Source organism: Roseobacter sp. SK209-2-6 (assembly GCF_000169455.1).
Taxonomy (GTDB): domain Bacteria; phylum Pseudomonadota; class Alphaproteobacteria; order Rhodobacterales; family Rhodobacteraceae; genus Pseudophaeobacter.
The window spans coordinates 97,565-121,946 of the sequence record NZ_AAYC01000006.1; the positions used below are offsets into that span (position 1 = coordinate 97,565).

Sequence of the window (24,382 nt, forward strand, 5' to 3'; positions counted from 1 at the left end):
GTCCCAAATCAGGTGATTTTCATCCTCTTTGCCTGTTGACGCCCCCCGCTGACAGACATAATGTCCGCTGCAACGCAGTAAACGGAGCCAGTGGCAATGAAAGCCCTAGTCGTAATCGTAGGAACCAAGCGCATGGGCCGGTAACGGTAGACCACAATCGAACCCATGCGCCTCCCCTGACAAAGCGGAGGCTTTTTTTATGCGTAACAGACGATGTCGCCAATTGGAGCAAAAAGCAGATGACACGTGAAATGACCGGCGCGAAAATGGTGGTTCAAGCCCTGAAGGATCAGGGTGTAGACACAGTATTCGGATACCCAGGCGGCGCCGTGCTTCCGATCTATGACGAAATCTTTTTGCAGAATGACATTCGCCACATTCTAGTGCGTCACGAACAGGGCGCCGTCCATGCGGCCGAGGGCTATGCCCGCTCCACCGGCAAGCCCGGTGTTGTTCTGGTGACCTCTGGCCCCGGGGCCACCAATGCGGTGACCGGTCTGACCGATGCTTTGTTGGACTCGATCCCTCTGGTGGTTCTGACCGGCCAGGTTCCGACCTTCATGATTGGTTCCGATGCCTTCCAGGAGGCGGACACCGTTGGCATTACCCGCCCCTGCACCAAGCACAACTGGCTGGTGAAAGACACCGACAAGCTGGCCGGCACCCTGCATGAGGCCTTCCATGTCGCCACCTCTGGCCGTCCTGGTCCGGTTTTGATCGACATTCCCAAAGACGTTCAATTCGCCACCGGCACCTATGAACCTGCAAAACCCAGCGCCTCCCATTACCAGCCCGTGGTCAAGGGCGACATGGAAGAGATCACTGAACTGGTTGCGGCACTGGAAACAGCAGAACGCCCCGTGTTCTACACAGGCGGCGGGGTGATCAACTCTGGCCCCGCAGCCAGCCAACTCCTGCGCGAACTGGTTGATGCCACCGGTATTCCGATCACCTCCACCCTGATGGGTCTTGGCGCCTATCCAGCCTCTGGCGAGAACTGGATCGGCATGCTGGGCATGCACGGGCTCTATGAGGCCAATATGGCCATGCATGGTTGCGATCTGATGATCAATATCGGCGCGCGCTTTGACGACCGGATCACCGGCCGCTTGGATGCATTCAGCCCCAATTCGATCAAAGCCCATATCGATATCGACCCCTCCTCGATCAACAAGGTGATCAAGGCCGATATTCCGATTGTCGGCGATGTTGGCCATGTGCTGGAAGACATTTTGAAAGTCTGGAAATCCCGTGGCCGCAAGGTGAACCGGGAGGCTATTGCCAAATGGCAGGAGCAGGTCAGTGAATGGCGCAAGATCAACTGCCTGGCCTTCACCGGCAGCGAAAAGACTATCAAACCGCAGCACGCGCTGCAGCGTCTTGAAGAGCTGACCAAGAAATATGACCGCTATGTCACCACCGAAGTGGGCCAGCATCAGATGTGGGCGGCGCAATACCTGGGCTTTGAGGATCCGAACCGTTGGATGACCTCCGGCGGGCTCGGCACTATGGGCTATGGTTTCCCAGCCTCCATTGGCGCACAGATTGCCCATCCGGATGCCTTGGTCATCAATGTGGCCGGTGAAGCCTCATGGCTGATGAACATGCAGGAGATGGGCACTGCGGCGCAGTACCGCCTGCCGGTGAAGCAGTTCATCCTCAACAATGAACGCCTGGGCATGGTGCGCCAGTGGCAGGAACTCTTGCACGGTGAGCGCTACAGCCACTCCTGGTCCGAAGCCCTGCCCGATTTTGTCAAACTCGCCGAAGCCTTTGGCGCCAAGGGTATCTGCATCAGCGATCCGGCGGAACTGGATGATGCGATCATGGAAATGATCGAATATGACGGACCGGTGATCTTTGACTGCCTGGTGGAAAAGCACGAGAACTGCTTCCCGATGATCCCCTCGGGCAAGGCGCATAACGAAATGCTGCTGGGCGAGGCCGAAACCCAAGGTGTCATCCAGGCCGGCGGCGCCGTGCTGGTTTAAGCCCCCTCAAGGAAAGATTTTGCAGGGCAGCACTGCCCTGCCCCGAATTCAGGAAAGGGACTTAAATGTCTGCCCTACACATCAAAAAAGGCTCCACCCGCCATTCCGCCTATAACCTGCGCCCCACATTCTCGGATGTTCAGGAACAGCACACCCTAGCCGTTCTGGTCGAGAACGAGCCCGGCGTTCTGGCCCGCGTCATCGGGTTGTTCTCGGGCCGCGGCTACAACATCGAAAGCCTGACCGTGGCCGAGGTGGACCACACCGGCCACCTCAGCCGTATCACTGTGGTGACCAAAGGCACGCCGCAGGTGATCGAGCAGATCAAGGCCCAGCTGGGCCGGATCGTCTCTGTACGCGATGTGCATGACCTCACCGTCGAAGGCGCTTCGGTTGAGCGTGAGCTGGCGATCTTCAAAGTGGTTGGCGACGGTGAAAAACGCGTTGAAGCCCTGCGTCTTGCGGATATCTTCCGCGCCAATGTGGTCGATAGCACCCTCAACAGCTTCATCTTTGAGATCACCGGTGCCCCTGAAAAGATCGACGCCTTTGCCGATCTCATGCGGCCTCTCGGTCTTTTGGAAGTTGCTCGCACCGGGGTTGCCGCCCTGTTGCGCGGAGCGGAGTAACAAAGATATCTGGGTCTCGTCCATAGATGGGCACCCAGCGGATCTTTGCGATGAGTCTACATGAAAAAACAGGCCCTTCTGCTGAAGGGCCTGTTTTTTTGTTCCGTGCCCCGATTGCAGGGAAGATTGGTGTCTTCAGGGCCGTTAGCGGCTTCGGCGCCGTGTTGACACGAGGGAAGATGAACAGCATGGCCGCCCCTCATCCCCGAAGAGAGACACAACTTTCCTATCGTCCTGATCAGCAGCCACCTGCGCTCGGCTCTGAACCAATTGTTTTACCGTTTTCCGTTCTCGCTGGCGCTGCTCAAGCAGGCCGCTGAACTTGACCACTTCGGAGATCTCAGTGTCCTGCGCCGCTGGAGCGGCAGTGGCAGCAACCAGATCGCCAACCAGATCCGGGCAGCCCTCTTCCGCGAGCAGGATAACATCCTCCGCCAGTCGAATATTCCCACTCAAGGTCACACCAAAAGAAACCCAATCGCCCACCCGCAGCTCCACAAACTGCTCAGCGCCGACGCCGGTTGCAAAGGCCAGATCTCCCTGATCTTCGCACCAGATCACCGATTTTCCAGCCGTCTCATCGCGCCAAAGGACAATTCCAATCATAGCAGGCCTCGCAACTTGGATAGCCCAAGTGTGATGCAAATTGTTCAGTATCAAAATCGATAATGCTGCGCCCGATCCTTGCAATTTGTGTCTGGTTTATTAGTGTCCTGACGTGGTTGAGGTTCGACATGATGCTATCCAGCGTCAAACTATAAAAAATGTATTTATCTCTTCTCTTTTGACAACAGGATCTTAGGCTTTTGAAGACGTCAGCAAAAAGAAATACTGAACCGCGAATCAACAAGCGCATTCGTACGCCTTCCGAACTCCGAAACATGTTTGGTACGAACTTGCGCAAATTGGCGCAGCTTTACCCATCGGTATCCGAACTCTCTCGACAACTCGGCATAAACAGAACCCAGTTCAACCGCTACATGTCCGGGGAGAGTTTCCCCCGACCGGATGTCCTGGATCGGATCTGCTCCTTTTTTGACGTTGATGCGCGCATCCTACTCGAACCAGTTGACACAATTGGGAGTCAGGGGCAGATCCTAAATAGCCCGTTTTTAACAGACTTCCTTGGCCATGGGGTCAGGCAGCTCAGCGAACCCTTTTTCCCCTCGGGCTTCTATCGCTTTACGCGCCGCAGCTTTATCAGCAATGGTCAGTTCATCGTCGGCCTGGTGCAGGTTTTTCGGGGCCAAGATGGGATTACCTTTGTCAAAGGCTTCGAAGCCCGCGAAGCGATGCGCTTTCAGGGGCTCAGCGAAAGCCCCCGCTCACGCGAATTCCGTGGCCTCGTCTCCGCGCATGAAGATGGGGTTGCTTTCATGATCTCCCGACGTCGCGCCATGACCTATTCCTTCAATTATCTGGCCCGGATTGGTTCGATGGAGAACAACTTCTGGCTTGGATATGTTGCACGCACGGTTCGCGACGGCAGTGGAGAACGGGTGACGCGCATGGTCTATGAGCACCTTGGCCGCGAATTCGGCCCCGCCTTGGCAGCCGCCCGCAGCTCTGGCTTTGCTGAAGAGGCCGATTTGATGCCCTATCACCGACATCTTCTCCGCCCTGACGTTCCCTTTCGCTAAAAGCCACCGGTAAGAGTGGGATCAATGCGCGATCAGGCGATACACATGCCAAGAGGCATGGCCAAGCAATGGCATGACCAGAAACAGCCCTGCAAACCCCGGCACAAGCGCCGCAAAGGTTAGGCCAGCGATCACGACGGCCCAGACCATCATCAGAAAGAAATTCTGCTGAACATAGGTAAAACTCGCGATCATGGCGGTGACAAAATCCAACTCCCGGTCCAGCAGAAGCGGCAGGGAAAGAACCGTGATCATATAGAGCAACAGCGCAAACAATGCGCCAACCAGCGTCCCGGCGACCAGCATCGTCATGCCGTTGGGTGTTAAGAACACCTCCAGAGAGCTGGAGATATTCGTCATGGTTGAAAGCCCCAGGAAAAGCGCAAAAATCATGTGACCCAGGAAAAACCAAAACAGAAACACAACGATGATGATCGCACAGATAGAGGGCAGCTGGCGGCGGCCCTGTTGCAGGATTACCCCCAGAATATCAGACGGCTGCATGGCCTCTTCCTGCTCTAGACGATGGGAGACCTCGTAGAGGCCAACAGCCACAAAAGGTCCCAAAAGCGGAAATCCAATCGCTGCAAGGACCAACCAGAAGGTGGTTCCGGTCGACAGGGTTATCCAGCTCATCATCCAGCCGGCAAGAACATAGAACCCTGCAAAGAACAGGCCATATCCAGGTTTGCGGCAGAAATCCTGCCAGCCGCACCGGAGTGCTTCCTTCAATGTCGCAACCTGCATGGGTCGCAACTCTGGCAAGCCAAATGCCTTATTTGTCACCCTGGACCTCCTCCCTCATGTTCCGAAAATGCGGTAAATTCCTAAACTGTCTGTGGTGGGTGTTTCTGCGGAAACTCTGTTGCCTGATGATAGGCTTGCCCCAGGGACAGCAACATACGGTCGCTGCCATGTGGGCCAAAAATCTGCAGCCCCATCGGCAGCCCCTGCGTTCCGAAACCGGCGGGCGCCCCTAGACAGGGCAGCCCCAGCAAGCTGACAGGAGTCACCACCTGCATCCAACGGTGATAAGTATCCATCTGTGTTCCGGAAATGGCCGTGGGGTATTCGCTTTCCACCGAGAATGGCCAGCACTGCGCAGTCGGCAAAACCAGTGCATCAAAGCTGTCAAACAGCTCTCCCACCCGGCGCTGCCAATCAGAGCGGATGTCGGAAGCCGCCTGAATTTGCGGCCCAGTCAGCGACAACCCGCGCTCCAACTCCCAAACGGCGGTTGCCTTTAGCGACGCCCTATTGCTGTCGAGGGATCGCAAACCGCTCGCCACTGCAAAAGAGCGCAGGCATGTCCAGGCCTCCCAGATGTCTTCGGCAGGAAAAGGAGGTGGCAGTTCTTCAACCACGTGGCCCAAATCGCGAACCACTTCCAGCGCATTTTGGCAGAGGTCGAGGATCCCGGCCTCCATCGGGAAACTTCCCCCCCAATTGCCAAGCCAGCCGATACGCATGCGTCGTGTTGGCGGCAGGGGCGCACAGAGTTCCGCCCCCCTGGCAAGTGGCTGACGTGGGTCCGGGCCAGCCATGACATCCAGGAGGAGCGCCAGATCTTCGGGGCTTCTGCCCATCGGTCCTAGGGTTGAGAGCTGGTGCAGAAACAGGTCCCCTTGAGGTTCTGCCGGGACCCAGCCCCAGGTGGGACGAAATCCATAGACATTGTTCCAGCCGGCGGGATTTCGCAGCGACCCCATCATGTCAGACCCATCCGCCAGCGCCAGCATACCCGCCGAGAGCGCCACCGCTGCACCTCCAGAAGAGCCACCACAGCTGCGGCTTGCATCAAAGGGATTGCGGGTCGCACCATAGACCGGATTGAAGGTATGCGACCCCAAACCGAACTCGGGCGAGTTGGTCTTACCGATCAGGATGGCCCCCGCAGCCCGCAAACGGGAGACGAAAAGCTCATCTTGTTTGGGCACAAAATCCTGAAACAGGGGCGAACCCTGGGTCGAGGGGATCCCCGCCACATTGGCCAAATCCTTCACAGCCATCGGCAGCCCATGGAGTGCCTCGGGGTGATGCCCGCTTTCACGACGGCGATCGGCCTCTCGGGCCTCTTCCATCAATTCCTCTGCTGGTCTGAGGGCCACAATCGCATTCAGGGTCGGGTTCACCGCTTCAATTCTGCTCAGCGTGTCCCGCATCAATTCCTCTGCGGTCAGGCTCCCCTCTCGCAATTGCCGCAGCAGATCAGCCGCAGAGAGATATGGGTCATGCATTGGCTAGGGCTCCTGCGGAAATTCAACCTCCACAATAGCCTAGCGTCGGATTTGGAGCCTGAAAAGACGCACCAAGACCTAACCTTTGCAAACGCGACGGAAAATTCCGCTTTGCCAAAAATCCGCAGCGTTTTTGAGCGCTCTTCTGTGCCGGCTCAAACATCCTGCCCATTGACCAAAAAAGAGCGCCTCAAAGGGCGCTCTCATCACTTTGCAGCTAAAAAACGATCAGACGAAAACAAAGCTGTCTCCAGTCCAGCCGATTGGCGCGACCGCTTATTCGCCCTGGGCTTCCGAGCGGCTTTTGCCAGAAACATTCAATGCCAGAGTGGCCGCCATGAACCCATCCAGGTCACCGTCCAGAACTCCTTTGGTATCGGAGGTTTCATGGCTGGTGCGCAGGTCTTTTACCATCTGGTAGGGCTGCAACACATAGGAGCGGATCTGGTTGCCCCAGCCCGCATCCCCTGCACTTTCATGGACCTCGTTCACCAGCGCGCTGCGCTTGTCCAGTTCGATCTGGTAGAGGCGCGATTTCAGGGCTTTCATTGCGATGTCGCGGTTCTGGTGCTGTGATTTCTCAGAGGAGGTCACCACGATCCCGGTTGGATTATGCGTGATCCGTACCGCGGAATCTGTTGTGTTCACGTGCTGACCACCAGCCCCGGAGGAGCGATAGGTATCGATGCGGATATCCGCCGGATTCACTTCGATTTCGATGTTGTCGTCAACAACCGGATAGACCTTGACCGAGGTAAAGGATGTGTGACGCTTGGCCGCCGAGTCAAAGGGCGAAATACGCACCAGCCGGTGCACACCGCTTTCGGATTTCAACCAGCCATAGGCATTGTGACCCGAAATCTTATAGGCTGCGGATTTGATCCCCGCTTCTTCGCCCGCGGTCTCTGACTGCAGCTCGACTTTGTAGCCCTTCTTTTCGGCCCATCGCACATACATACGCGCCAGCATGGAGGCCCAGTCGCAACTTTCGGTTCCACCGGCCCCCGAGTTGATCTCAAGGAAGGTATCGTTGCTGTCGGCTTCACCGTCCAGCAGGGCCTCCAGCTCTTTCTCTGCCGCCTTTTGCTGCAGCGCCTTCAGCGCCTCCTCCGCATCCGCGACGACCTCTTCGTCCTCTTCCATCTCCCCCAGCTCGATGAGTTCGATGTTATCAGCGAGGTCTTGCTTGATACCCTTGTAGGTATCCATTGCATCCACCAGGGTCTGACGCTCGCGCATTAGCTTTTGCGCCGCTTCCGGGTCATCCCAGAGGTTCGGATCTTCAACGCGAGCGTTAAACTCCTCCAACCGGTACTCAGCGGTTTCCCAATTCAGCCGCTGGGCCAGAAGCTCCAGAGACTTCTCGATCTCGGCCACGGTATTTTGGGTTTCAGCGCGCATTTTATGTCCTTGAACCTTGGTTTCAGACTTGGGTGATAAACCAGTCCAGCGTCACGGGCAAGCAGCGCTGAAGCAAAGCAGGGCCAAGCCGATATAGTTAAAATCCTAGCTATTTTCCCTGTTCTGAGAACCTGACGTAAATTCGCTCTTGGTAAACAAAAGGTACCCTGCCTCTAATGGCAGGCCAATTCAATCGCGCGACTTCAAAGCTGCGTGCAAAGCTGATGACAAACGGACAAACCAATGCCTAGTGGTTACCTGGTCACACTCGGGGACAGTACGCTCGACACCGGAGATGTTATCTCGGGTGGCTACACTGCCTTTACGACGGATACCGTAATAGGCAGCGGCGACTGGACCTGGAGTGGCACAGTTGGCGGCTTTCCCTATACTGATGAGGTTGAGCCAGGGACTTATTATCTGGCGACCGATGGGAATGTCTATTTCACTCCGGACCTTGGACCAGTCGATACGCTGACCAGCGCGACCGCAACCAATCCACCTGCCTATACGGATCTTGATGGCACCATTGATGGAACCGCTGGAGCAGATCTCATCGATTCCGGTTATTCCGATGCTGAGGGGGATCAGGTCGATAATGGGCTTGGGGGCGGGGCCGGGAATGACGACACCATCGAGGCCGGAGCCGGAAATGACACCATTGATGCTGGCAGTGGTGCTGACAGTATCTTTGGCGGGGCTGGTGCAGACAGCATCGAGGGCGGTAGCGGCGCTGATCTAATCCATGGCGATACGGAAGCAGAACAGGATCTGACCCCAACGCCGACCACGATCACCGACACAAATGTTGCTGATACCGGCAGCGGCTATACGGTGACGGCAACGCCTATTGGTGGCAGCCCAAGTGCTGCCAATATCGCCACCTGGAGCGGTGGGTTTGGTGTTGCAGGTGCGATCTCTGACTCTGACAGCGCGGTGACGGAGCAAATTGGCTACGACCTTGCAACAGGGCAAAGTGAGGCCTTGATCGTAGATCTCGATAGCCCTGTTGATGAGCTGTCCTTCTCGTATGACTATCTCTTTACCGATACCTACGGGGAAGAGGGGCACTGGGCCGTCTATGACGGAGGAGTGCTGGTCGCCGAGGGTGATTTTACCGAGGACACTATTGGATCCGGTTCTGGGTCAGTGACCATCAATGGGGTTGGAAACTTCGACCAATTGGTGCTGACCGCAAATATTCAAACCGACCTTACCGATGGCTCTGATTATATGGTCTCGGATATTTCCTTCACCCTCCCCGTTGTTGAGGCAGATCCCTATGCCGATTCCATCTCGGGCGGAGCCGGAGATGACACCATTTTTGGCGAGGGTGGTGATGACACGCTTTTAGGTGGCGATGACAATGACAGTATTGATGGGGGCGAAGGTGCCGATAGCCTAGAGGGGGGCAGCGGCGATGATACCCTGATCGGTGGCGCTGGTGTGGACACGCTGGTCGGCGGCACGGGCAGTGATTCCATCACTGGTGGAAGTGGCGATGACAGCATCAAGCTTTCCGAAGGAGATACCGCAACCGGTGGCGACGATCGCGACACCTTCACTCTCATTGACCGTGGTGAGACCGGAAGCGCCAGCATCACCATAGATGGCAATGAGGGCGGGGATGATTGGGATACTCTTGATCTGAATGGCGTGGCTGACAGAAGCACCCTCAGCTTTACAGATTCAGGTGATGGAACCCTCAGCGGAACGGTTTCTCTGCTGGATGGCAGCCTGGTCACTTTTTCAAATATCGAGCAAATCATCTGTTTCGCCTCGGGCACAAGGATCACCACATTGGCGGGTGCCGTTCCGGTAGAGGAGCTGCAGATTGGCGATATGGTCTTGACCCGCGACAATGGCTACCAGCCGGTACGTTGGATCGGTAAGACTACGGTCCCCGCTCTTGGTGAATTTGCCCCAATCCGCATTTCAGCGGGCACCCTTGGGTGCAGCCGCGATCTGCTGGTTTCGCCACAACATCGCCTATTGATAAGGGGAACCGCAGCCCGCATGCTCTATGGCAGTGACGAAGTTCTGACAGTGGCCAGACATCTATTGAACGACCACAGCATTTGTCGCCAGCCTGGAGGTGCGGTCACCTATGTCCATCTTCTCCTGGATCAGCATGAGGTGATCTTTGCGGAAAACTGCCCAACAGAGAGTTTCTTTCCCGGAGATCAAGCGCTGGAAGCCCTTTGCCCCAGCGCCCTCCACTCTCTCTTTGACTGTCTGCCTGATCTGAGGAGCAATCCCGGCAGCTATGGCCCAACCGCCCGCCTATGCCTGACCCGCAGCGAAACTAGGGCGCTGATCTGACGTGGAACAGTCTCAATGCGCCTATTACAGATCACCCGTTTGGAACGCCGCAAAACAAGCGGCTTCGGCAAAACCCTTCACCACATTCAGAAAAAGGCGCTAGTACTGCCCGCCTGAACTGATAGTGCCAAAAGTCGCCTTTGGCCCCAAAATTGCAGTTCCCCCGCTGGATGTTGTGACTTGACGACCAGAGGATTGCGCCTCTTCAAAAAGCGGCAGGTCAGACCCCATTGCAAAACCGCCATCAAAGGCCAGACCAAAAATGGGCTCAAAGCCATCCCGGAAATACTCTGCCACGACATAGCTGCCAGAGGCACTGTCAGGCAGGCGCGCGCCTGTAAAACGGTCAATCTTGATGAAATGGCCACCTTCCGGAACATCAAAGCGACCGCCACCAAATTTCTCCGTCGCGACCTTCATGAACTTCTGGAAGACCGGGCCACACATGGTCCCGCCATAGGCGCCGCGCCCCATTGGGCGCGGTTGATCGAACCCCATGTAGCACCCGGCAACAATGTTCGAAGTGAAGCCCACAAACCAGACATCGCGGCTGTCATTTGTGGTGCCAGTCTTACCAGCGGTTGGCACTGGCAAGTTGATCACACTGGAGGCGGTCCCGCGATCAACAACACCGCGCATCATCGAGGTGAGCTGATAGGCGGTGATCGGGTCCATCACCTGTTCGCGATCGGTGACGATGCGGGGCGATTGACCAAGTGCGAGATCCTGTGCCGAACAATCAATACAGTCACGGTCATCATGGCGATAAATCGTGCGCCCATAGCGGTCCTGCACCCGGTCCACCAGGGTTGGCCGGACGCGTTCACCGCCATTTGCAAACATCGCATAGGCCGCAACCATCTTATAAAGCGTGGTCTCTTCCGCGCCCAGTGAGTTGGCCAGGAAGGTACCCATATTGTCGTAGACCCCAAAACGCTCTGCGTAGCCTGCAACAACCGGCATGCCGACCTCTTGTGCCAGGCGGATGGTCATCAGGTTACGGCTCATCTCGATCCCGGTCCGAAGCGGCGTGGGGCCGTAGAACTTATTGGTCGAGTTCTTAGGCCGCCAGAGCCCCTGAGGTGTATTGATCTCAATCGGGGCGTCGACCACAACTGTCGCCGGGCTATAGCCGCTATCAAGTGCTGCTGCATAGACAAAGGGCTTAAAACTGGAACCCGGCTGGCGTTGTGCCTGGGTGGCGCGGTTGAACACCGAATGCTGGTAAGAAAAGCCACCCTGCATCGCCAGAACACGACCAGAGTTTACATCCATCGCAACAAAGCCGCCTTGCACTTCCGGCACCTGACGCAATGACCAGTGTTTGAATGTGCCGTCCTTGTTCAGCTCTGCACGAACCAGAACCACATCACCGCGGGTGAAATTATCCTTGAAGTTGCCCTTCATCCATTTGATGTCCGCACGCGGAACAGAGCCAGCCGCATCTTCGCCTTCGATACCAATGGAAAGGCTCTTGTCACCAACCTCAAAGACGACCGCTGGCAGCCATTTCCCACCAAGATCAATGTCGCGGGGAACTTCTGTTGCAGCCAGCGCGTCGCGCCATTCGGCTTCTCCGTCAAGCACGGCCTCTTCGAGCGTGACCCCAGTGCCAATCCAGATACCGCGGGAGCGGTCGTATTTTTGCAAACCTTCGCGCAGCGCTTCAGCAGCTACCATCTGCATCTCAGCATCAATGGTAGCGCGTACTGAAAGACCACCGGTAAAAAACTCACCTTCGCCAAAATCCACGGACAATTGGCGGCGGATCTCATCGGTGAAGTAATCGCGTGGTGGCAGGCCGGTGCGGAAGCTTTCAAAATCACCATTTTGCACCGACCGCAGGGGTTGCTCCACCTCGACCTCATAGACGTCTTCGGAGATGTAACCGTTTTCTTTCATCTCCCGCAGGACGTAGTTACGGCGCTCTGTCAGACGCTCCTTGCCGCGCACCGGGTGAAACTTGCCTGGCGCTTTTGGCATTGAGGCCAAGGTCGCCGCTTCATGTGGGGCCAGTTCGCCAAGCGTCTTGTTGAAGTAACTCTGCGCCGCAGCTGTCACCCCATAGGAATTCTGCCCCAGAAAGATTTCATTAAGGTAGAGCTCCAGAATTTGATCCTTGTCCAGGGTCTCTTCCAAGCGGGTCGCCAGGATGATTTCCTTGATCTTACGCGCGGCCTTACGATCCCCGGACAACAGGAAGTTCTTCATCACCTGCTGGGTAATCGTCGAGGCGCCGCGCACATTGCTCCCACGTGAACGCACAGCCTCAACAAAAGCGGCGGCGATACCGCGCGCGTCATAGCCCTTATGCGAATAGAAGTTCTTATCCTCCGCAGAAATAAAGGCCTGTTTCACCAGATCCGGAACTTCTTCTGATGGGGTAAAGAGTCGCCGTTCTTTGGCGAATTCATCGATCAGACGCCCTTCGCCGGAATAGATCCGGCTGATTGTCGGAGGCTGATACTGAGCCAGAGATTCATGGCTTGGCAGGTCACGACCATAGATCCAAAACACAGCGCCAATGGTCAGAGCAACCATAGCAACACCCAAGGTGATGGTGCTGAAGATGGAACCAAAGAAGGAAAAGATGAACCGCAGCACGTATTGAGCCTCTCTCGCAGGATTCTGCTTATATAAGAGCCCAAGACAGTGGCGTCAAAACAGGAAACAGCGGTTCTTTGCCTGAAAAGACGGGAAAAATGCGGCAGTTTTCCCGCTGATGCAATCGCAGCAATTGACCGCTCCCATTCCTACTGCGCCACGATACCCAATTCATAAGGACAAAAACACATCTCCTGCAGGGTCACACCTGTCTCTGTCACTTCGATCACGGTATAAGCTGGCGCTTCCGGCGCGGGTGAAAAGCTCTCCCAATCCCAAGCGGGGACCGCAGGAGGAGCCTGATAGAGTATTGATTTTGAAGTCTTAAAAGGGATCCCCGCAGTCAGGCCTGCGACAGGTCGGTGAACATGCCCTAGCAACAGATGCTGAATGTTGTTCCGTCCTTTGAGCAGTTCTAGCAGCTCTTGGCCGTTTCTTAGGTTGTCCTCATCCAAAATCGGCAGTCCCAGTTTCATCGGCGGGTGGTGCATCGCCAGCAAAAGAGGTCCGTCACGACAGTCATCCAATGTTTGCTGCAACCACTCCAATCGCTGCGCGCAGAGGAAACCGTAGCCTTGCCCGGAAACCAGTGTATCCAAAGCGACCACCGAGAGACGCGGGAAATCCACCCGGTACTGAACAAATTCAGCCATAGCAACATTGGGCAGCGAAAAGACTTGCCGCAAAAGGTCTCGGTCGTCGTGGTTGCCCGTCAAGGGCAGCAATTGTCCAGGCAAGTTGGATAGCTGCGTCTGCAGCGCCTCATAGTGCTCGGGCTCTGCACTCTCAACAAGATCGCCGGTTATGATGCAAGCCGCTGCTTCCGGATAGCAGGCAGAGATGTGAGAAATCGCAGCCTCTAACCGCAGACGTGGATCATGTCCCAGAACATTACCAGTCGCCAGAAAGTGTAAATCCGAAAGCCAAATCAGTTTCAATGCGAGGTCCAATCCTATTTCGCTGCCAATTATTGCCGGACAAGATCCTTTTGCGCCTCATCCAGAATGCGCCATTCGATCAGTCCGGCCAGAATTGAGCGGGCGATCTGGTTCCGCCAGGCTGGATCCAACAGGTTTTTCAGGTCCCGCTCACTCGACATAAAGCCGATCTCGATGAGGATTGAGGGAATGTCTGCGGATTTTAACACCGAAAATCCCGCTGACCGCAAAGGCTTGCGATTGACCGGCCCGCCATGTGTTTGCAACGCGGAAACAACTGATCGCGCCAAAGCCTTGCTGCGTGGCCGTGTTTCCTGCCGGGCCAGATCCAGCATGACCCCCGCCACCAGATCGTCTGTCTGGCTCAGGTCCGTTCCCGCCAAGAGGTCGCCCCGGTCATGTCGTTCTGCCAGACTGGAAGAGGCCGCATCCGAGGCCTCATCGGAGAGAATATAGACCGTCGACCCATGTGCATGCCCCTGAGCGATGGAATCCGCATGCAGCGAGATAAAAAGATCCGCACCGGCCTGATGCGCAAGGGCTGTCCGTCTTTCGAGCGAGACAAAATAGTCATCATCGCGGGTCACTTGAACCCGGAACTGTCCGGAGCGGATCAGGACCTCCCCCAGCTCCAAGGCAAAGCGCAGCATAAGATCCTTCTCGACCACGCCCCCCTCAGCCTTTGCGCCTGGGTCTATGCCCCCGTGCCCCGGATCTAAAACTACCAAGAGCGGGGCGTTTTCATCCCGTTGCTTTGGGCGTTTGAGTGGTGCAGGCACGGGCAGATCCCAGTGACTGTCCTGCGGGGCGCCGGTGTTTTCAGCAAAAGATTCCGGAGTGGCGTCCTGCAACTGGACCTTCAGCTCTGCGGCCGCGGTGACGGAATCGATTGCCATGGAGGCGGCTGAAACCGTCATAGGCCCCGCCAGTTCCAGCACCATACGCGACCAGCCCGGCACATAGGTCCCAAACCGCGCAGACAAGACGCCCTCCCCCTGCAAGAACTCTTCTTCACGCAACCCGGTCCAATCCACCTCTTGGAAGTCCAGCACCAGGCGCGGCGGCTCATCCAAGAGGAACATCCGGTAGGGCACTCCCTGGCTGAGAGAGAGGTCAATCAGCACCTCTTCGACGGTCCCCTTGGCGGCACTCTGCGAAGCTTCAACCCGGGCGAGACCACTAAACCCCTGGGCAGAGGCCAAGCTGGAAAACAGGTAAAGCAACCCGAACAGCAGTGAAAACGACCTTACCAAGTTCTTGCCTCTCATATCGCTGCCCTGCTTCTTTCTCGTTTTTTTCTCTCTCAGCACCACAACACTGACTTATGCTCCCAGCCCTGCCAGAACCAGCGATACTCGCCTTCGGGTGCGCTCACTCTAGAAGCCACTTAGGGTAGCAAGCTCACTAATCGGTCTGACCGCGCTCACGCATGAACTGCTCTAGTCGCAACAGCCCCTCTTGGATGTCTTCGGTTGACCGCGCATAGGAGAAGCGCAGGGTTGTTGCGCCGCGCACCGGGTCGAAATCCAGCCCAGGTGTCACCGCAACACCCGCCTTTTCCAGGATCTCAGCCGCAAAACTGCGACTGTCCTGTGTCAGAGCCGAAACATCCGCGTAGACATAAAAGGCGCCATCTGGTGGAGCAAAAGACGTAAACCCCGCCTTGGGCAGACCTTCGATCATCAGCTGGCGGTTTCGGGTGTAAACTTTCAGGTTCTCCCGCAGCTCTTCCTCACAATCCATCGCAGCCAAGGCCGCCACCTGACTGGCATGCGGCGCGCAGATGAACATGTTTTGGGCCAGCCTTTCGACAACGCGTACATGATCCTCTGGCACAATCATCCAGCCAACCCGCCAGCCTGTCATCGAAAAGAACTTTGAGAAGGAGTTGATCACATAACAGTCGTCGGTCAATTCCAATGCGGAAACTGCTTTGGCCTCATATTCCAACCCATGGTAAATCTCATCCGAAATGAAGGAAATATCTGCCTCTGATGCGGCCTCGATCAACCCTCCCAGCGCAGCGTGGTCCAGCATGGTGCCTGTTGGGTTGTTCGGTGAGGCCACCATAAGACCTGCCAGATCCAGGCCCTGAAGATCAGCTGGAACCGGTTGCAGCCGGTTCTCGGGCGCGGTTTGAATATCAACCGGTGTGAGGCCAAGTGCCTTTAGGATTTGCCGATATGAGGGATAGCCCGGCGCGCCAATCCCGACCCGATCACCACTGCCGAAGAGCGCTGAAAAGCTGAGAAGAAAAGCCCCGGAGGATCCCGGAGTAACCACGACCCGGTCAGGATTGAGATCGACATTATACCATTCACCATAGAGCTGCGCGATACGGCGACGCAGCTCCGGCAGCCCCAGTGCAACTGTATAGCCGAGAGAATTGCTCTCCAAAACATCCGCCAGCGCCCGCCGGGCGGCAGAGGGCGCCCCGGTAGAGGGTTGGCCCACCTCCATATGAATAATCCGGCGTCCTGCTTCTTCCGCTTTGCGGGCGGCTTCCATCACATCCATCACAATGAAGGGATCGACGTTGGACCTGCTTGAGTTTCGCATGCTGATCTCCCATGGTGCGCGCATGATCTTTGACCGTTTCTCTCGGCTGGCGTCAATCCCGGCACTGGTTTTTTGCTTATGCTGCCTGATTGCAGGCCAGTTGCAGGCCGCCTCGATTTCACTTCTGCGGGATCCTGATATCGAATATGGTCTGCGCCGCTTGGCCGAACCAGTGCTGCGTGCAACGGGTCTGAATGCGAAAAGGATGCGTATCCTTGTCGTCAACGACCCCAGCCTCAATGCCTTTGTCATTGATCCAAATACTATTTTCCTGCATCACGGCTTGATCCTTAAGGTAACAAGCCGCGAGATGCTGCAAGCCGTTATCGCCCATGAAGCCGCGCATATCGCCAATGGGCACCTGGCGCGCAGGATGCAAAACATGCGCTCAGCGCGCAATGCAGCTGGCCTTGGTGCTGCTTTGGCTGTTTTGGCTGCCGCAGCCGGAGGTGGAGAAGCTGCAGCGGGTGTTGCATTTGGTACGCAATCTTCTGCTTTGCGCAGTTTTCTATCCCACACCCGCGCCGAAGAATCCGCTGCGGATCGCGCTGCATCCGCGGCGCTGAATGCGGCAGGGATCAGCCCCAAGGGCCTTGTAGATATTCATCGTCTTTTTGCCGGTCAGGAGGTCCTCAGCTCGGCCGATCAGGACCCCTATATGCGCTCGCACCCGTTGTCGCGGGATAGATCCCGCGCTGCCGAGGCCTACCTGGCGCAATATGGAGACAGAGGAAAACCCGCGCCCGAGGCAGATTACTGGTTTGCCCGGCTGAAAGGAAAGCTCTCTGCTTTTACCCGTGCGCCAAAATGGACCTTTCGCCGGGCCAATGAGGAAAACCACAAAGATATCCGCCTGATGCGTGAAGCAATTGCACACCATCGTCGTCGGGACATGAAAAAGGCCTTATCGGCCCTTAGTCGCGCGCAACAAATCCGGCCCAATGATGCCTATTTCTACGAGTTAAAGGGGCAAATCCTGATGGAAAACAGGCGATGGGCCGCTGCCAAATCCGCCTATGGCCGTGCGGTCCAGTTGGCGCCCTCAAATGCCTTATTGCTGGCCAGTTATGGTCGGGCCCAGTTGGCATCTGGGCAGCCCAGGGCCGCGCTGAAGTCTATGGAGCGCTCTCGTAGCCTGGACTTTCGAAATGCTCTACTGCTGCGAGATATGTCACAGGCCTACGCCAAGACCGGGCAGATGGGTCAGGCCGCCCTGGTGACCGCAGAACGCTACGCCCTGGCTGGACGCCTGGATGATGCCGGGCTACATGCAAAACGTGCCAGCGCCCTTTTGCCTCGCGGCTCTGCCGCCTGGCAACGGGCGCAGGATGTGCTGGTAGCCTTTGAACAGAATGAAAAGAGGAAGAGAAGACGATGACCTTGTTTTCGCGCATGCTCTGTGGAGCAGCAACCGCCGCTACGCTGATGTTTACGGGCCCTGCAGCACAGGCTTTTGATATCGGTGCGATGTCAGATGCTGAGCGCGCCGCCTTTGGTGCGGAAGTGCGCAACTATATCTTGAAGAACCCTGAACTCATTCTGGAAGCCGTCAATCTTCTGGAAGAGCGCCAGGCAGCGGCAGAGGCCAATCGCGATGTCGCCCTGGTCGCGAATAACCTGCAAGAAATTCAGAACGATGGCTATTCTTGGGTCGGTGGCAATCCCGATGGGGACATCACCCTTGTTGAGTTCATGGACTACCGATGCGGCTATTGTCGTCGCGCCGCACCGGAGGTCGAAAAACTTCTGGCAGCAGATGGCAATATTCGGTTTGTGATCAAGGAGTTCCCAATCCTTGGTGAGGCTTCTGTTCTTGCCTCTCGCTTTGCCGTGGCCACCAAACAGCTAGCGGGCGACGATGCCTATAAACAGGTTCATGACGCGTTGATTGCCCTGGGCAGTGAGCCGAATGAGGTTACTCTCCGTCGTTTGGGCGAAGGCTTGTCATTGGATGCAGGGGCGATCATTGCCCATATGGACAGTAATGAGGTCACCGAAGAGCTGCGCCGCACCCGTGCCCTGGCGCAGGCGATGGCGATCTCTGGCACCCCTAGCTTTGTTCTGGGCAATGAGTTGCTGCGCGGATACCTGCCCGCAGATCAATTGCAACTCATCGTGGAAGAGCAGCGCCGCGACAACAGCTAGGTTCAGGCTGTTGCATTAGTAGCCTACGCAAAAGTCGCATCCCAAAAATTAAGGGCGCCTTTCAGGCGCCCTTTTACATTATACCACTGATCGCAGATGAGCGCGGCCCTTGCGCGATAAGCGCAGGTGCTTCGCTACTCTGCCGCCTCCTTGGAGGCTTCGATTTCAGCGGCCTTTTTCTCCACTTCTTCTACGATATGGTCCACCATGGCCTCATTGCTCATCTTATGGCTGGCCTTGCCCGCCAGATAAACCATGCCAGAGCCGGCACCGCCGCCGGTGAAGCCCACATCGGTCATCAGCGCCTCCCCAGGTCCATTCACTACACAGCCGATGATCGAGAGGCTGAGTGGCGTGTGGATATGGGCCAGACGCTCTTCCAGTGTTTCCACTGTCTTGATCACGTTGAAACCCTGCCGCGCGCAGGAGGGGCAGGAAATGATATTGACGCCGCGATGGCGCAGACCCAGGGATTTGAGGATTTCAAAACCGACTTTCACCTCTTCCACCGGATCCGCAGAGAGGCTGACACGTAGAGTATCGCCAATGCCCATCCAGAGGAGCTGACCCAGACCAATGGCGGACTTGATCGTTCCAGACACAAAGCCGCCTGCTTCGGTGATGCCAAGGTGGATCGGCGCATCCGTCGCCTCCGCCAACTGCTGATAAGCAGCCGCTGACATGAAGACATCAGAGGCTTTCACCGAGATTTTGAACTCATGAAAATCGTGATCCTGCAGGATCTTGATGTGGTCCAACCCGGATTCAACCATGGCATCTGGGCATGGCTCACCATATTTGTCCAAGAGGTGCTTTTCCAGCGACCCGGCATTCACGCCAATTCGAATGGAACAATTGTGGTCGCGCGCCGCCTTGATGACCTCGGCGACACGTTTTTCATCGCCAATATTGCCTGGATTGATGCGCAGACAGGCTGCACCTGCCTCAGCCGCCTCAATGCCGCGCTTGTAGTGGAAATGGATATCCGCAACGATCGGCACCGGGCTTTCGCGCACAATCTCTTTCAGAGCCTTGGCAGAGGCTTCATCCGGGACGGAAATCCGTACAAGATCAGCGCCGGCTTCGGCTGCGGCCTGCACCTGCGCAATGGTCGCCGGAACATCCGTGGTCAGGGTATTGGTCATGGTTTGGACAGCGATAGGAGCATCGCCGCCAACAGGCACATTTCCAACCATGATCTGACGGCTTTTGCGGCGCTCAATGTTGCGCCAGGGGCGAATGTGGTTGATAGACATGCAACTCTGTCCCGGTTGACCAAGGTTGCCTGTTAGATACGTCTTCGGTGCTGGCGCTGCAATGGGGACAACAGCAGAAACGGGGAGTGAGACAAAGAATGCTGCAAAAGGAAAAGCGATCCTGACGAGAACCACCTTTGAAGGTCAACCGAGCGTTTTCAGACAGGAGACCTGCACCAAATGCCCTATTTCAAGACTTTGGGTGCCTAGCTGAGCGCAGAAACTACTCTGAAACCGGTGTCTCTTTCAGCTCTGCCACCATTGTGGCCAAGGCCTGATTGCGGCCATCTGTGAGGTCCGCCAGCTGGAATCGGCCTTTCAGACCATCCACCGAGAGGTCGATATTCTTGCTCACCTGACCACGATCACCAACAGGGCCATAATGGGCGCCATTGACCGCAAAATAGATCGCGCTGCTCTCGCCTGTGCGCAGACGCGGCGCCTCTTCGGTCAAAGGCACGGTAAAGCTCTGCCCTGCGTTCATGATCGCTTCGAAGATGACGGATCCGTCAGCCGCGGTGACCTGCACCCAAGAAGGCCGCACCGCCAACATTTCCACGCCCTTTGCCAGCTCTTCGACAACCTGCGGTACCGCAGCCTGCAGAGACGCACCGGAATCAGGTATACTCGCTTCAGCGAGAGTAAAGCTGGGAAGTTCAGGAACCGCAAAATTGCCCAGACTGCTTGGGTCCAAGGTCGCAATTGGTGCATCCCGTGCGGTCAACACCGGAACATCCAGCGCTTGCGGACGATAGAGCCGATCCAGCGCCTCAAGCGCAGGGTTTGCGGTAAGCGCTCCTTCCTCACCCAATTGGGCAGAGTTCAAGGGATCGACATCAGCAAGAACCAGTGGCGTCTGCTCAACCGGAGCAAATTGCACCTGCTGCACTTCTTTCAGAACACTCCATCCGCCCCAGCCAATACCCGCAATCAAAGCGGCCAAAACGGCAAGTGAGCCAATAGCGCGCGGGTCTATCTGGCTAAAGATACTACCTGCAGCTGGTGCAAAGGGGACATTGCTACCATTGAAAGCCCCGCTACCAAGGCCTGCACCACCGGAAGAAATGGGGCCGGGCTCAGGGCGGCGTGAGGAGGCCTCTGCGGACATGCCATGCGCCACTTCAAATCCGCTCTCGCGGCAGAAGGTGTCAAAGGCCGCTTCCGGATCCATATTGAGATAACGCGCATAAGAGCGCACGTAACCCGCGATGAAGCCAGGCGTATCAAAGGCGGTAGGATCAGCGTTTTCGATGGCGGCAATATAGGAGGCTTTGATGCGCAGCTCTCGTTGCACGTCCAATAGGGATTTCCCCATGGTCGCGCGCTCGCCCCGCATCACATCGCCGAGGCGAAGTTCATAGTCATCAAAGCTCTTGGGGGCAGGAGCCGCATCATGCTCCTTGGCCTTGCGCAGAGTGAGGCGCCTAATCATGCCTGTGTCCCATCTTAGCCTGCCGTATTCGACATCTTTGGCAAAAGACGAATCACCCCAGTGATCCGTTTGTGCCTTTTATTGATGGAATGATAACACACTCAACTGTTTTGAACACAAAACAGTGTGTTAGCCCGCCATTTCGGCACGATTTAGCGCACAATGCGACCAGAGGCTATCCATCGCCTTGATCAAACGATCGATCTCTTCGGGGCCATGCACCGGAGACGGGGTAAACCGGAGCCGTTCTGTCCCACGCGGCACTGTTGGGAAATTGATCGGCTGCACATAAAGCCCGAACTCGGACAACAGCATATCGCTCAACTTCTTGGTATGGACAGGATCTCCGACCATGACCGGAACGATATGGCTGCCATGATCGATGATCGGCAAGCCCAACCCCTTGAGACGAAGCTTGAGGACCTTGGCCAGTTCCTGGTGCTTCTCGCGCAGTTCCGGTGCCTTTTTTAGGTAAGCAACTGACGCAGCCGCCCCTGCAGCAACCGCAGGCGACAGCGAAGTGGTGAAGATAAAGCCAGGTGCATAAGAGCGGATCGCATCGCACATCTTCGCGGAAGCAGCGATATAGCCGCCCATCACGCCATAGGCCTTGGCCAGTGTTCCATTGATGATGTCGATCCGATGGGCCAGATTATCGCGCTCAGTCACACCACCACCGCGCGGACCATAGAGGCCAACCGCGTGCACCTCATCGATGTAAGTGAGGGCGCCGAATTCATCTGCAAGATCACAGATCTCTTCGATTGGACCAAAATCGCCATCCATTGAATAGACGGATTCAAATGCGATCAGTTTGGGCGCTTTGGGGTCATCCGCCTCCAGCAGCTCGCGCAGATGCGCCACATCATTGTGGCGGAAAATACGCTTAGCACCACCATTGCGACGCACGCCTTCGATCATCGAAGCATGGTTCAGAGCATCCGAGTAAATGATCAGACCGGGGAACAGCTTGGGCAAGGTCGAAAGCGTTGCATCATTGGCGATATAGGCTGAGGTGAACAGAAGTGCAGCCTCTTTGCGGTGGAGATCCGAAAGCTCTGCCTCAAGACGCTTGTGATAGACAGTTGTGCCGGAGATGTTGCGCGTTCCACCGGATCCCGCACCAGTGGCATCAATCGCTTCATGCATGGCTTTCAGAACTTCGGGATTTTGTCCCATGCCCAGATAGTCATTGCCGCACCAGACGGTGATGTCCTGCTGCTCGCCATCCGGACGGGTCCAGACCGCATGGGGAAACTGGCCGTTTTGACGTTCGATATCAATGAAGGTGCGGTACCGGCCCTCGTCATGCAGACGATCAATGGCAGCATCAAGTTTCGCGGTATAGTCCACCGGCTTCTCCATAGCTATCTGAGGCGCAATTTGGCGCAGGCTGTGTTAGTTGGCGCAGAAGGGCGCTTTGGCAAATAGATACCCATTCGTCTGACTTGAATGAGTATCAAAGATGTTCGTTTCCATATCGGATACGCCCATAGCCCCCAAGCAACTTTGATACAGGTCAAATAAACCTATACTTCGCCCCCGGCAAGGACCCTCGCGCCATCCTCTCGCCCATTTGCGGCATCCGGGCTGCGACAAATGCACGTCTGCGCAGCCCTTTGGAAACAGAAGGCCCGAATTCGGGAAAAGTGTTTCAAACCGCTTTTGAGATCGAGTCACCCCACCCGGGCCGACAGAAGCAGCCCGTCGCAAAGTCCCAAGTATTTTCTGCGCCTTGATCTGGCCCCTCGGAAAACCCGCTGCTAGGGTCCGGCAAAACCTTCACAAGGCAACTTTAGACACCGGGAGAACAGCCATGCAGCTTGATGATGTGCTAAATCGTATCGACTATGACCTCGAGACAGCAACGGAGCGCTTGCTGGAGCTGCTACGCATTCAGTCGATTTCCACTGACCCTGCCTTTAAGGCTGATTGTGACAAGGCTGCAGACTGGCTGGTCGCAGACCTCAACAGCATTGGTATTAAGGCCGAGAAACGCGTGACCCCCGGCCACCCCATGGTGGTTGGCCACATCGGCGAAGAAAACAGCGACGCCCCCCATGTCCTGTTCTACGGTCACTACGACGTGCAGCCTGTTGATCCGCTGAACCTCTGGACCACACCACCGTTTGAACCACAACTAGAGGAAACCGAAAACGGCACCGTTATCCGTGGCCGTGGCTCTTCCGACGACAAGGGCCAGCTGATGACCTTTGTTGAGGCCTGCCGCGCCTGGAAGGCCATTCACGGCTCCCTGCCCTGCCGCATCACCTTCTTCTTTGAGGGCGAAGAGGAAAGTGGTTCCCCCTCCTTGGTGCCCTTCATGGAAGAGCACGCCGAAGAGCTGAAGGCGGATTTCGCCCTGATCTGTGACACCTCTATGGTTTCGCGTGGCGTCCCCTCCATTGCGTCACAGCTGCGCGGCATGCTGAAGGAAGAGTTCACTCTGGTTGGCCCCAAGATCGACCTGCACTCCGGTCACTATGGCGGCCCCGGCCTCAACCCGCTGCGGGAACTCTCCCGCATTGTTGCCTCCCTCTATGACGAAGAGAGCGGCGCGGTTGCGGTTGAAGGCTTCTATGAGGGTGTAAGTGAGGTTCCTGCCGAACTACTGCGCCAATGGGAAGCTTCTGGCTTTGACGAAAAGGACTATCTCGACACCGCTGGATACACCCAAGCCCATGGGGAAAAGAAATACTCCATTCTTGAACAGCAATGGGCGCGCCCAACCTTGGAGATCAATGGCCTCTGGGGAGGCTACAACGGAGCCGGTTCCAAGACCGTCATCCCGTCGGAAGCGCATTGCAAGATCACCTGCCGTCTGGTGGGCGACATGGACCCCGATGCGCTGCAGGCCAAGATCCGCGCCCATATCGAGGCCCAGCTGAAGCCGGACTGCAAAATCGTTTGGGACAATGACAAGGAAGGGTCCAAAGCCTCGGTCATGGACATCACCCGCCCAGAATTCGAAAAAGCCCGTAGCGCCTTGAGCGATGAATGGAACCGCGAAGCGGTCTTCTGTGGCATGGGCGGTTCGATCCCTATTGCCGGCTTCTTCAAATCCATTCTGGGGATGGAATCGATGCTGATCGGCTACGCCAATGATGACGATGCCATCCATTCCCCGAATGAGAAATATGACCTCAAAAGCTTCCACAAGGGGATCCGCTCCTGGGCTCGCATCCTAGAGGCCCTCACCCGCAAATAAGAATCGGAACGGGTGGGGAG

At 56.4% G+C, this 24,382-nt stretch carries 18 protein-coding genes; 7 read left to right on the top strand and 11 right to left on the bottom strand.

The genetic code is table 11. The features are described 5' to 3' along the window. The first annotated feature begins 239 nt into the window (after positions 1-239). Positions 240-1,991, top strand: coding sequence for an acetolactate synthase 3 large subunit (locus tag RSK20926_RS10860; protein WP_008206662.1), 1,752 nt, complete (start codon positions 240-242; stop codon positions 1,989-1,991). Positions 1,992-2,056: 65 nt separating this feature from the next. Next, positions 2,057-2,620: an acetolactate synthase small subunit gene (gene ilvN / locus RSK20926_RS10865; protein WP_008206664.1), complete on the top strand. Its 564-nt coding sequence runs from the start codon at positions 2,057-2,059 to the stop codon at positions 2,618-2,620. Positions 2,621-2,764: 144 nt separating this feature from the next. Here ilvN and RSK20926_RS22085 read toward each other — a convergent pair whose 3' ends face one another. Next, positions 2,765-3,226 (bottom strand): hypothetical protein, encoded by a 462-nt coding sequence (locus tag RSK20926_RS22085; protein ID WP_008206665.1) that lies wholly within the window; start codon positions 3,224-3,226, stop codon positions 2,765-2,767. A 275-nt stretch (positions 3,227-3,501) separates the two neighbouring features. Between RSK20926_RS22085 and RSK20926_RS10875 the strand changes: the two genes are divergently transcribed. Beyond that, positions 3,502-4,260: a helix-turn-helix domain-containing protein gene (locus RSK20926_RS10875; protein WP_037254739.1), complete on the top strand. Its 759-nt coding sequence runs from the start codon at positions 3,502-3,504 to the stop codon at positions 4,258-4,260. 21 nt (positions 4,261-4,281) lie between these two features. Here the strand turns inward: RSK20926_RS10875 and RSK20926_RS10880 are convergent, their stop codons facing one another. The 3 genes from RSK20926_RS10880 to prfB form a co-directional block, all read right to left on the bottom strand. Beyond that, positions 4,282-5,007, bottom strand: coding sequence for a DUF2189 domain-containing protein (locus RSK20926_RS10880; protein ID WP_008206667.1), 726 nt, complete (start codon positions 5,005-5,007; stop codon positions 4,282-4,284). Positions 5,008-5,087: 80 nt separating this feature from the next. Next, positions 5,088-6,497 (bottom strand): amidase, encoded by a 1,410-nt coding sequence (locus RSK20926_RS10885; protein WP_008206669.1) that lies wholly within the window; start codon positions 6,495-6,497, stop codon positions 5,088-5,090. Positions 6,498-6,773: 276 nt separating this feature from the next. After that, positions 6,774-7,898: a peptide chain release factor 2 gene (gene prfB, locus RSK20926_RS10890; RefSeq protein ID WP_008206671.1), complete on the bottom strand. Its 1,125-nt coding sequence runs from the start codon at positions 7,896-7,898 to the stop codon at positions 6,774-6,776. A 243-nt stretch (positions 7,899-8,141) separates the two neighbouring features. Between prfB and RSK20926_RS10895 the strand changes: the two genes are divergently transcribed. Next, positions 8,142-10,220 (top strand): Hint domain-containing protein, encoded by a 2,079-nt coding sequence (locus RSK20926_RS10895; RefSeq protein ID WP_008206672.1) that lies wholly within the window; start codon positions 8,142-8,144, stop codon positions 10,218-10,220. Positions 10,221-10,319: 99 nt separating this feature from the next. On the opposite strand, the gene RSK20926_RS10900 is transcribed toward RSK20926_RS10895, so the two are convergent. The 4 genes from RSK20926_RS10900 to RSK20926_RS10915 all read right to left on the bottom strand — a co-directional run bounded on the left by RSK20926_RS10900 (position 10,320) and on the right by RSK20926_RS10915 (position 16,321). Then, positions 10,320-12,824, bottom strand: coding sequence for a penicillin-binding protein 1A (locus RSK20926_RS10900; RefSeq protein WP_008206675.1), 2,505 nt, complete (start codon positions 12,822-12,824; stop codon positions 10,320-10,322). A 149-nt stretch (positions 12,825-12,973) separates the two neighbouring features. Beyond that, on the bottom strand, positions 12,974-13,762 hold the full coding sequence (locus RSK20926_RS10905; RefSeq protein ID WP_157133091.1) for a phosphodiesterase: 789 nt from the start codon (positions 13,760-13,762) through the stop codon (positions 12,974-12,976). Positions 13,763-13,791: 29 nt separating this feature from the next. Further along, entirely contained in the window at positions 13,792-15,030 is a 1,239-nt protein-coding gene (locus RSK20926_RS10910) for an N-acetylmuramoyl-L-alanine amidase (protein ID WP_050773071.1), read from the bottom strand. 136 nt (positions 15,031-15,166) lie between these two features. After that, on the bottom strand, positions 15,167-16,321 hold the full coding sequence (locus RSK20926_RS10915; RefSeq protein WP_037254743.1) for a pyridoxal phosphate-dependent aminotransferase: 1,155 nt from the start codon (positions 16,319-16,321) through the stop codon (positions 15,167-15,169). Here RSK20926_RS10915 and RSK20926_RS10920 point away from each other — a divergent pair. Next, complete coding sequence (locus RSK20926_RS10920) at positions 16,284-17,699, top strand: M48 family metalloprotease (RefSeq protein ID WP_008206681.1); 1,416 nt, start codon at positions 16,284-16,286, stop codon at positions 17,697-17,699. The two genes, RSK20926_RS10915 and RSK20926_RS10920, sit on opposite strands and share 38 nt — an antisense overlap. After that, complete coding sequence (locus RSK20926_RS10925) at positions 17,696-18,466, top strand: DsbA family protein (protein WP_008206683.1); 771 nt, start codon at positions 17,696-17,698, stop codon at positions 18,464-18,466. The genes RSK20926_RS10920 and RSK20926_RS10925 overlap by 4 nt, the downstream gene beginning before the upstream one ends. Before the next feature lie 134 nt (positions 18,467-18,600). Here RSK20926_RS10925 and ispG read toward each other — a convergent pair whose 3' ends face one another. The 3 genes from ispG to hemA form a co-directional block, all read right to left on the bottom strand. After that, the gene (gene ispG / locus RSK20926_RS10930; RefSeq protein ID WP_008206685.1) at positions 18,601-19,722 is read right to left on the bottom strand and encodes a flavodoxin-dependent (E)-4-hydroxy-3-methylbut-2-enyl-diphosphate synthase; all 1,122 of its coding nucleotides are present in this window, start codon (positions 19,720-19,722) and stop codon (positions 18,601-18,603) included. 223 nt (positions 19,723-19,945) lie between these two features. After that, complete coding sequence (locus tag RSK20926_RS10935; protein WP_008206687.1) at positions 19,946-21,154, bottom strand: helix-turn-helix domain-containing protein; 1,209 nt, start codon at positions 21,152-21,154, stop codon at positions 19,946-19,948. 129 nt (positions 21,155-21,283) lie between these two features. Then, entirely contained in the window at positions 21,284-22,507 is a 1,224-nt protein-coding gene (gene hemA, locus RSK20926_RS10940) for a 5-aminolevulinate synthase (protein ID WP_037254846.1), read from the bottom strand. 463 nt (positions 22,508-22,970) lie between these two features. On the opposite strand from hemA, the gene RSK20926_RS10945 reads away from it, so the two are divergent. Further along, a complete protein-coding gene (locus RSK20926_RS10945) occupies positions 22,971-24,362 on the top strand; it encodes a M20/M25/M40 family metallo-hydrolase (protein WP_008206690.1) in 1,392 nt (463 codons plus the stop codon). The last annotated feature ends 20 nt before the right edge of the window (positions 24,363-24,382 follow it).

What these genes read in the sequence shown, in the direction of transcription:
- prfB (WP_008206671.1), bottom strand. Translation starts at nt 7,898, where the DNA reads ATGCGCGCTGAAACCCAAAATACCGTGGCCGAGATCGAGAAGTCTCTG.
- ispG (WP_008206685.1), bottom strand. Translation starts at nt 19,722, where the DNA reads ATGTCTATCAACCACATTCGCCCCTGGCGCAACATTGAGCGCCGCAAA.
- RSK20926_RS10935 (WP_008206687.1), bottom strand. Translation starts at nt 21,154, where the DNA reads ATGATTAGGCGCCTCACTCTGCGCAAGGCCAAGGAGCATGATGCGGCT.
- RSK20926_RS10945 (WP_008206690.1), top strand. Translation starts at nt 22,971, where the DNA reads ATGCAGCTTGATGATGTGCTAAATCGTATCGACTATGACCTCGAGACA.
- RSK20926_RS10915 (WP_037254743.1), bottom strand. Translation starts at nt 16,321, where the DNA reads ATGCGAAACTCAAGCAGGTCCAACGTCGATCCCTTCATTGTGATGGAT.
- RSK20926_RS10860 (WP_008206662.1), top strand. Translation starts at nt 240, where the DNA reads ATGACACGTGAAATGACCGGCGCGAAAATGGTGGTTCAAGCCCTGAAG.
- RSK20926_RS10875 (WP_037254739.1), top strand. Translation starts at nt 3,502, where the DNA reads ATGTTTGGTACGAACTTGCGCAAATTGGCGCAGCTTTACCCATCGGTA.
- RSK20926_RS22085 (WP_008206665.1), bottom strand. Translation starts at nt 3,226, where the DNA reads ATGATTGGAATTGTCCTTTGGCGCGATGAGACGGCTGGAAAATCGGTG.
- RSK20926_RS10885 (WP_008206669.1), bottom strand. Translation starts at nt 6,497, where the DNA reads ATGCATGACCCATATCTCTCTGCGGCTGATCTGCTGCGGCAATTGCGA.
- RSK20926_RS10920 (WP_008206681.1), top strand. Translation starts at nt 16,284, where the DNA reads ATGAAGGGATCGACGTTGGACCTGCTTGAGTTTCGCATGCTGATCTCC.
- RSK20926_RS10880 (WP_008206667.1), bottom strand. Translation starts at nt 5,007, where the DNA reads ATGCAGGTTGCGACATTGAAGGAAGCACTCCGGTGCGGCTGGCAGGAT.
- RSK20926_RS10895 (WP_008206672.1), top strand. Translation starts at nt 8,142, where the DNA reads ATGCCTAGTGGTTACCTGGTCACACTCGGGGACAGTACGCTCGACACC.
- ilvN (WP_008206664.1), top strand. Translation starts at nt 2,057, where the DNA reads ATGTCTGCCCTACACATCAAAAAAGGCTCCACCCGCCATTCCGCCTAT.
- RSK20926_RS10925 (WP_008206683.1), top strand. Translation starts at nt 17,696, where the DNA reads ATGACCTTGTTTTCGCGCATGCTCTGTGGAGCAGCAACCGCCGCTACG.
- RSK20926_RS10910 (WP_050773071.1), bottom strand. Translation starts at nt 15,030, where the DNA reads ATGAGAGGCAAGAACTTGGTAAGGTCGTTTTCACTGCTGTTCGGGTTG.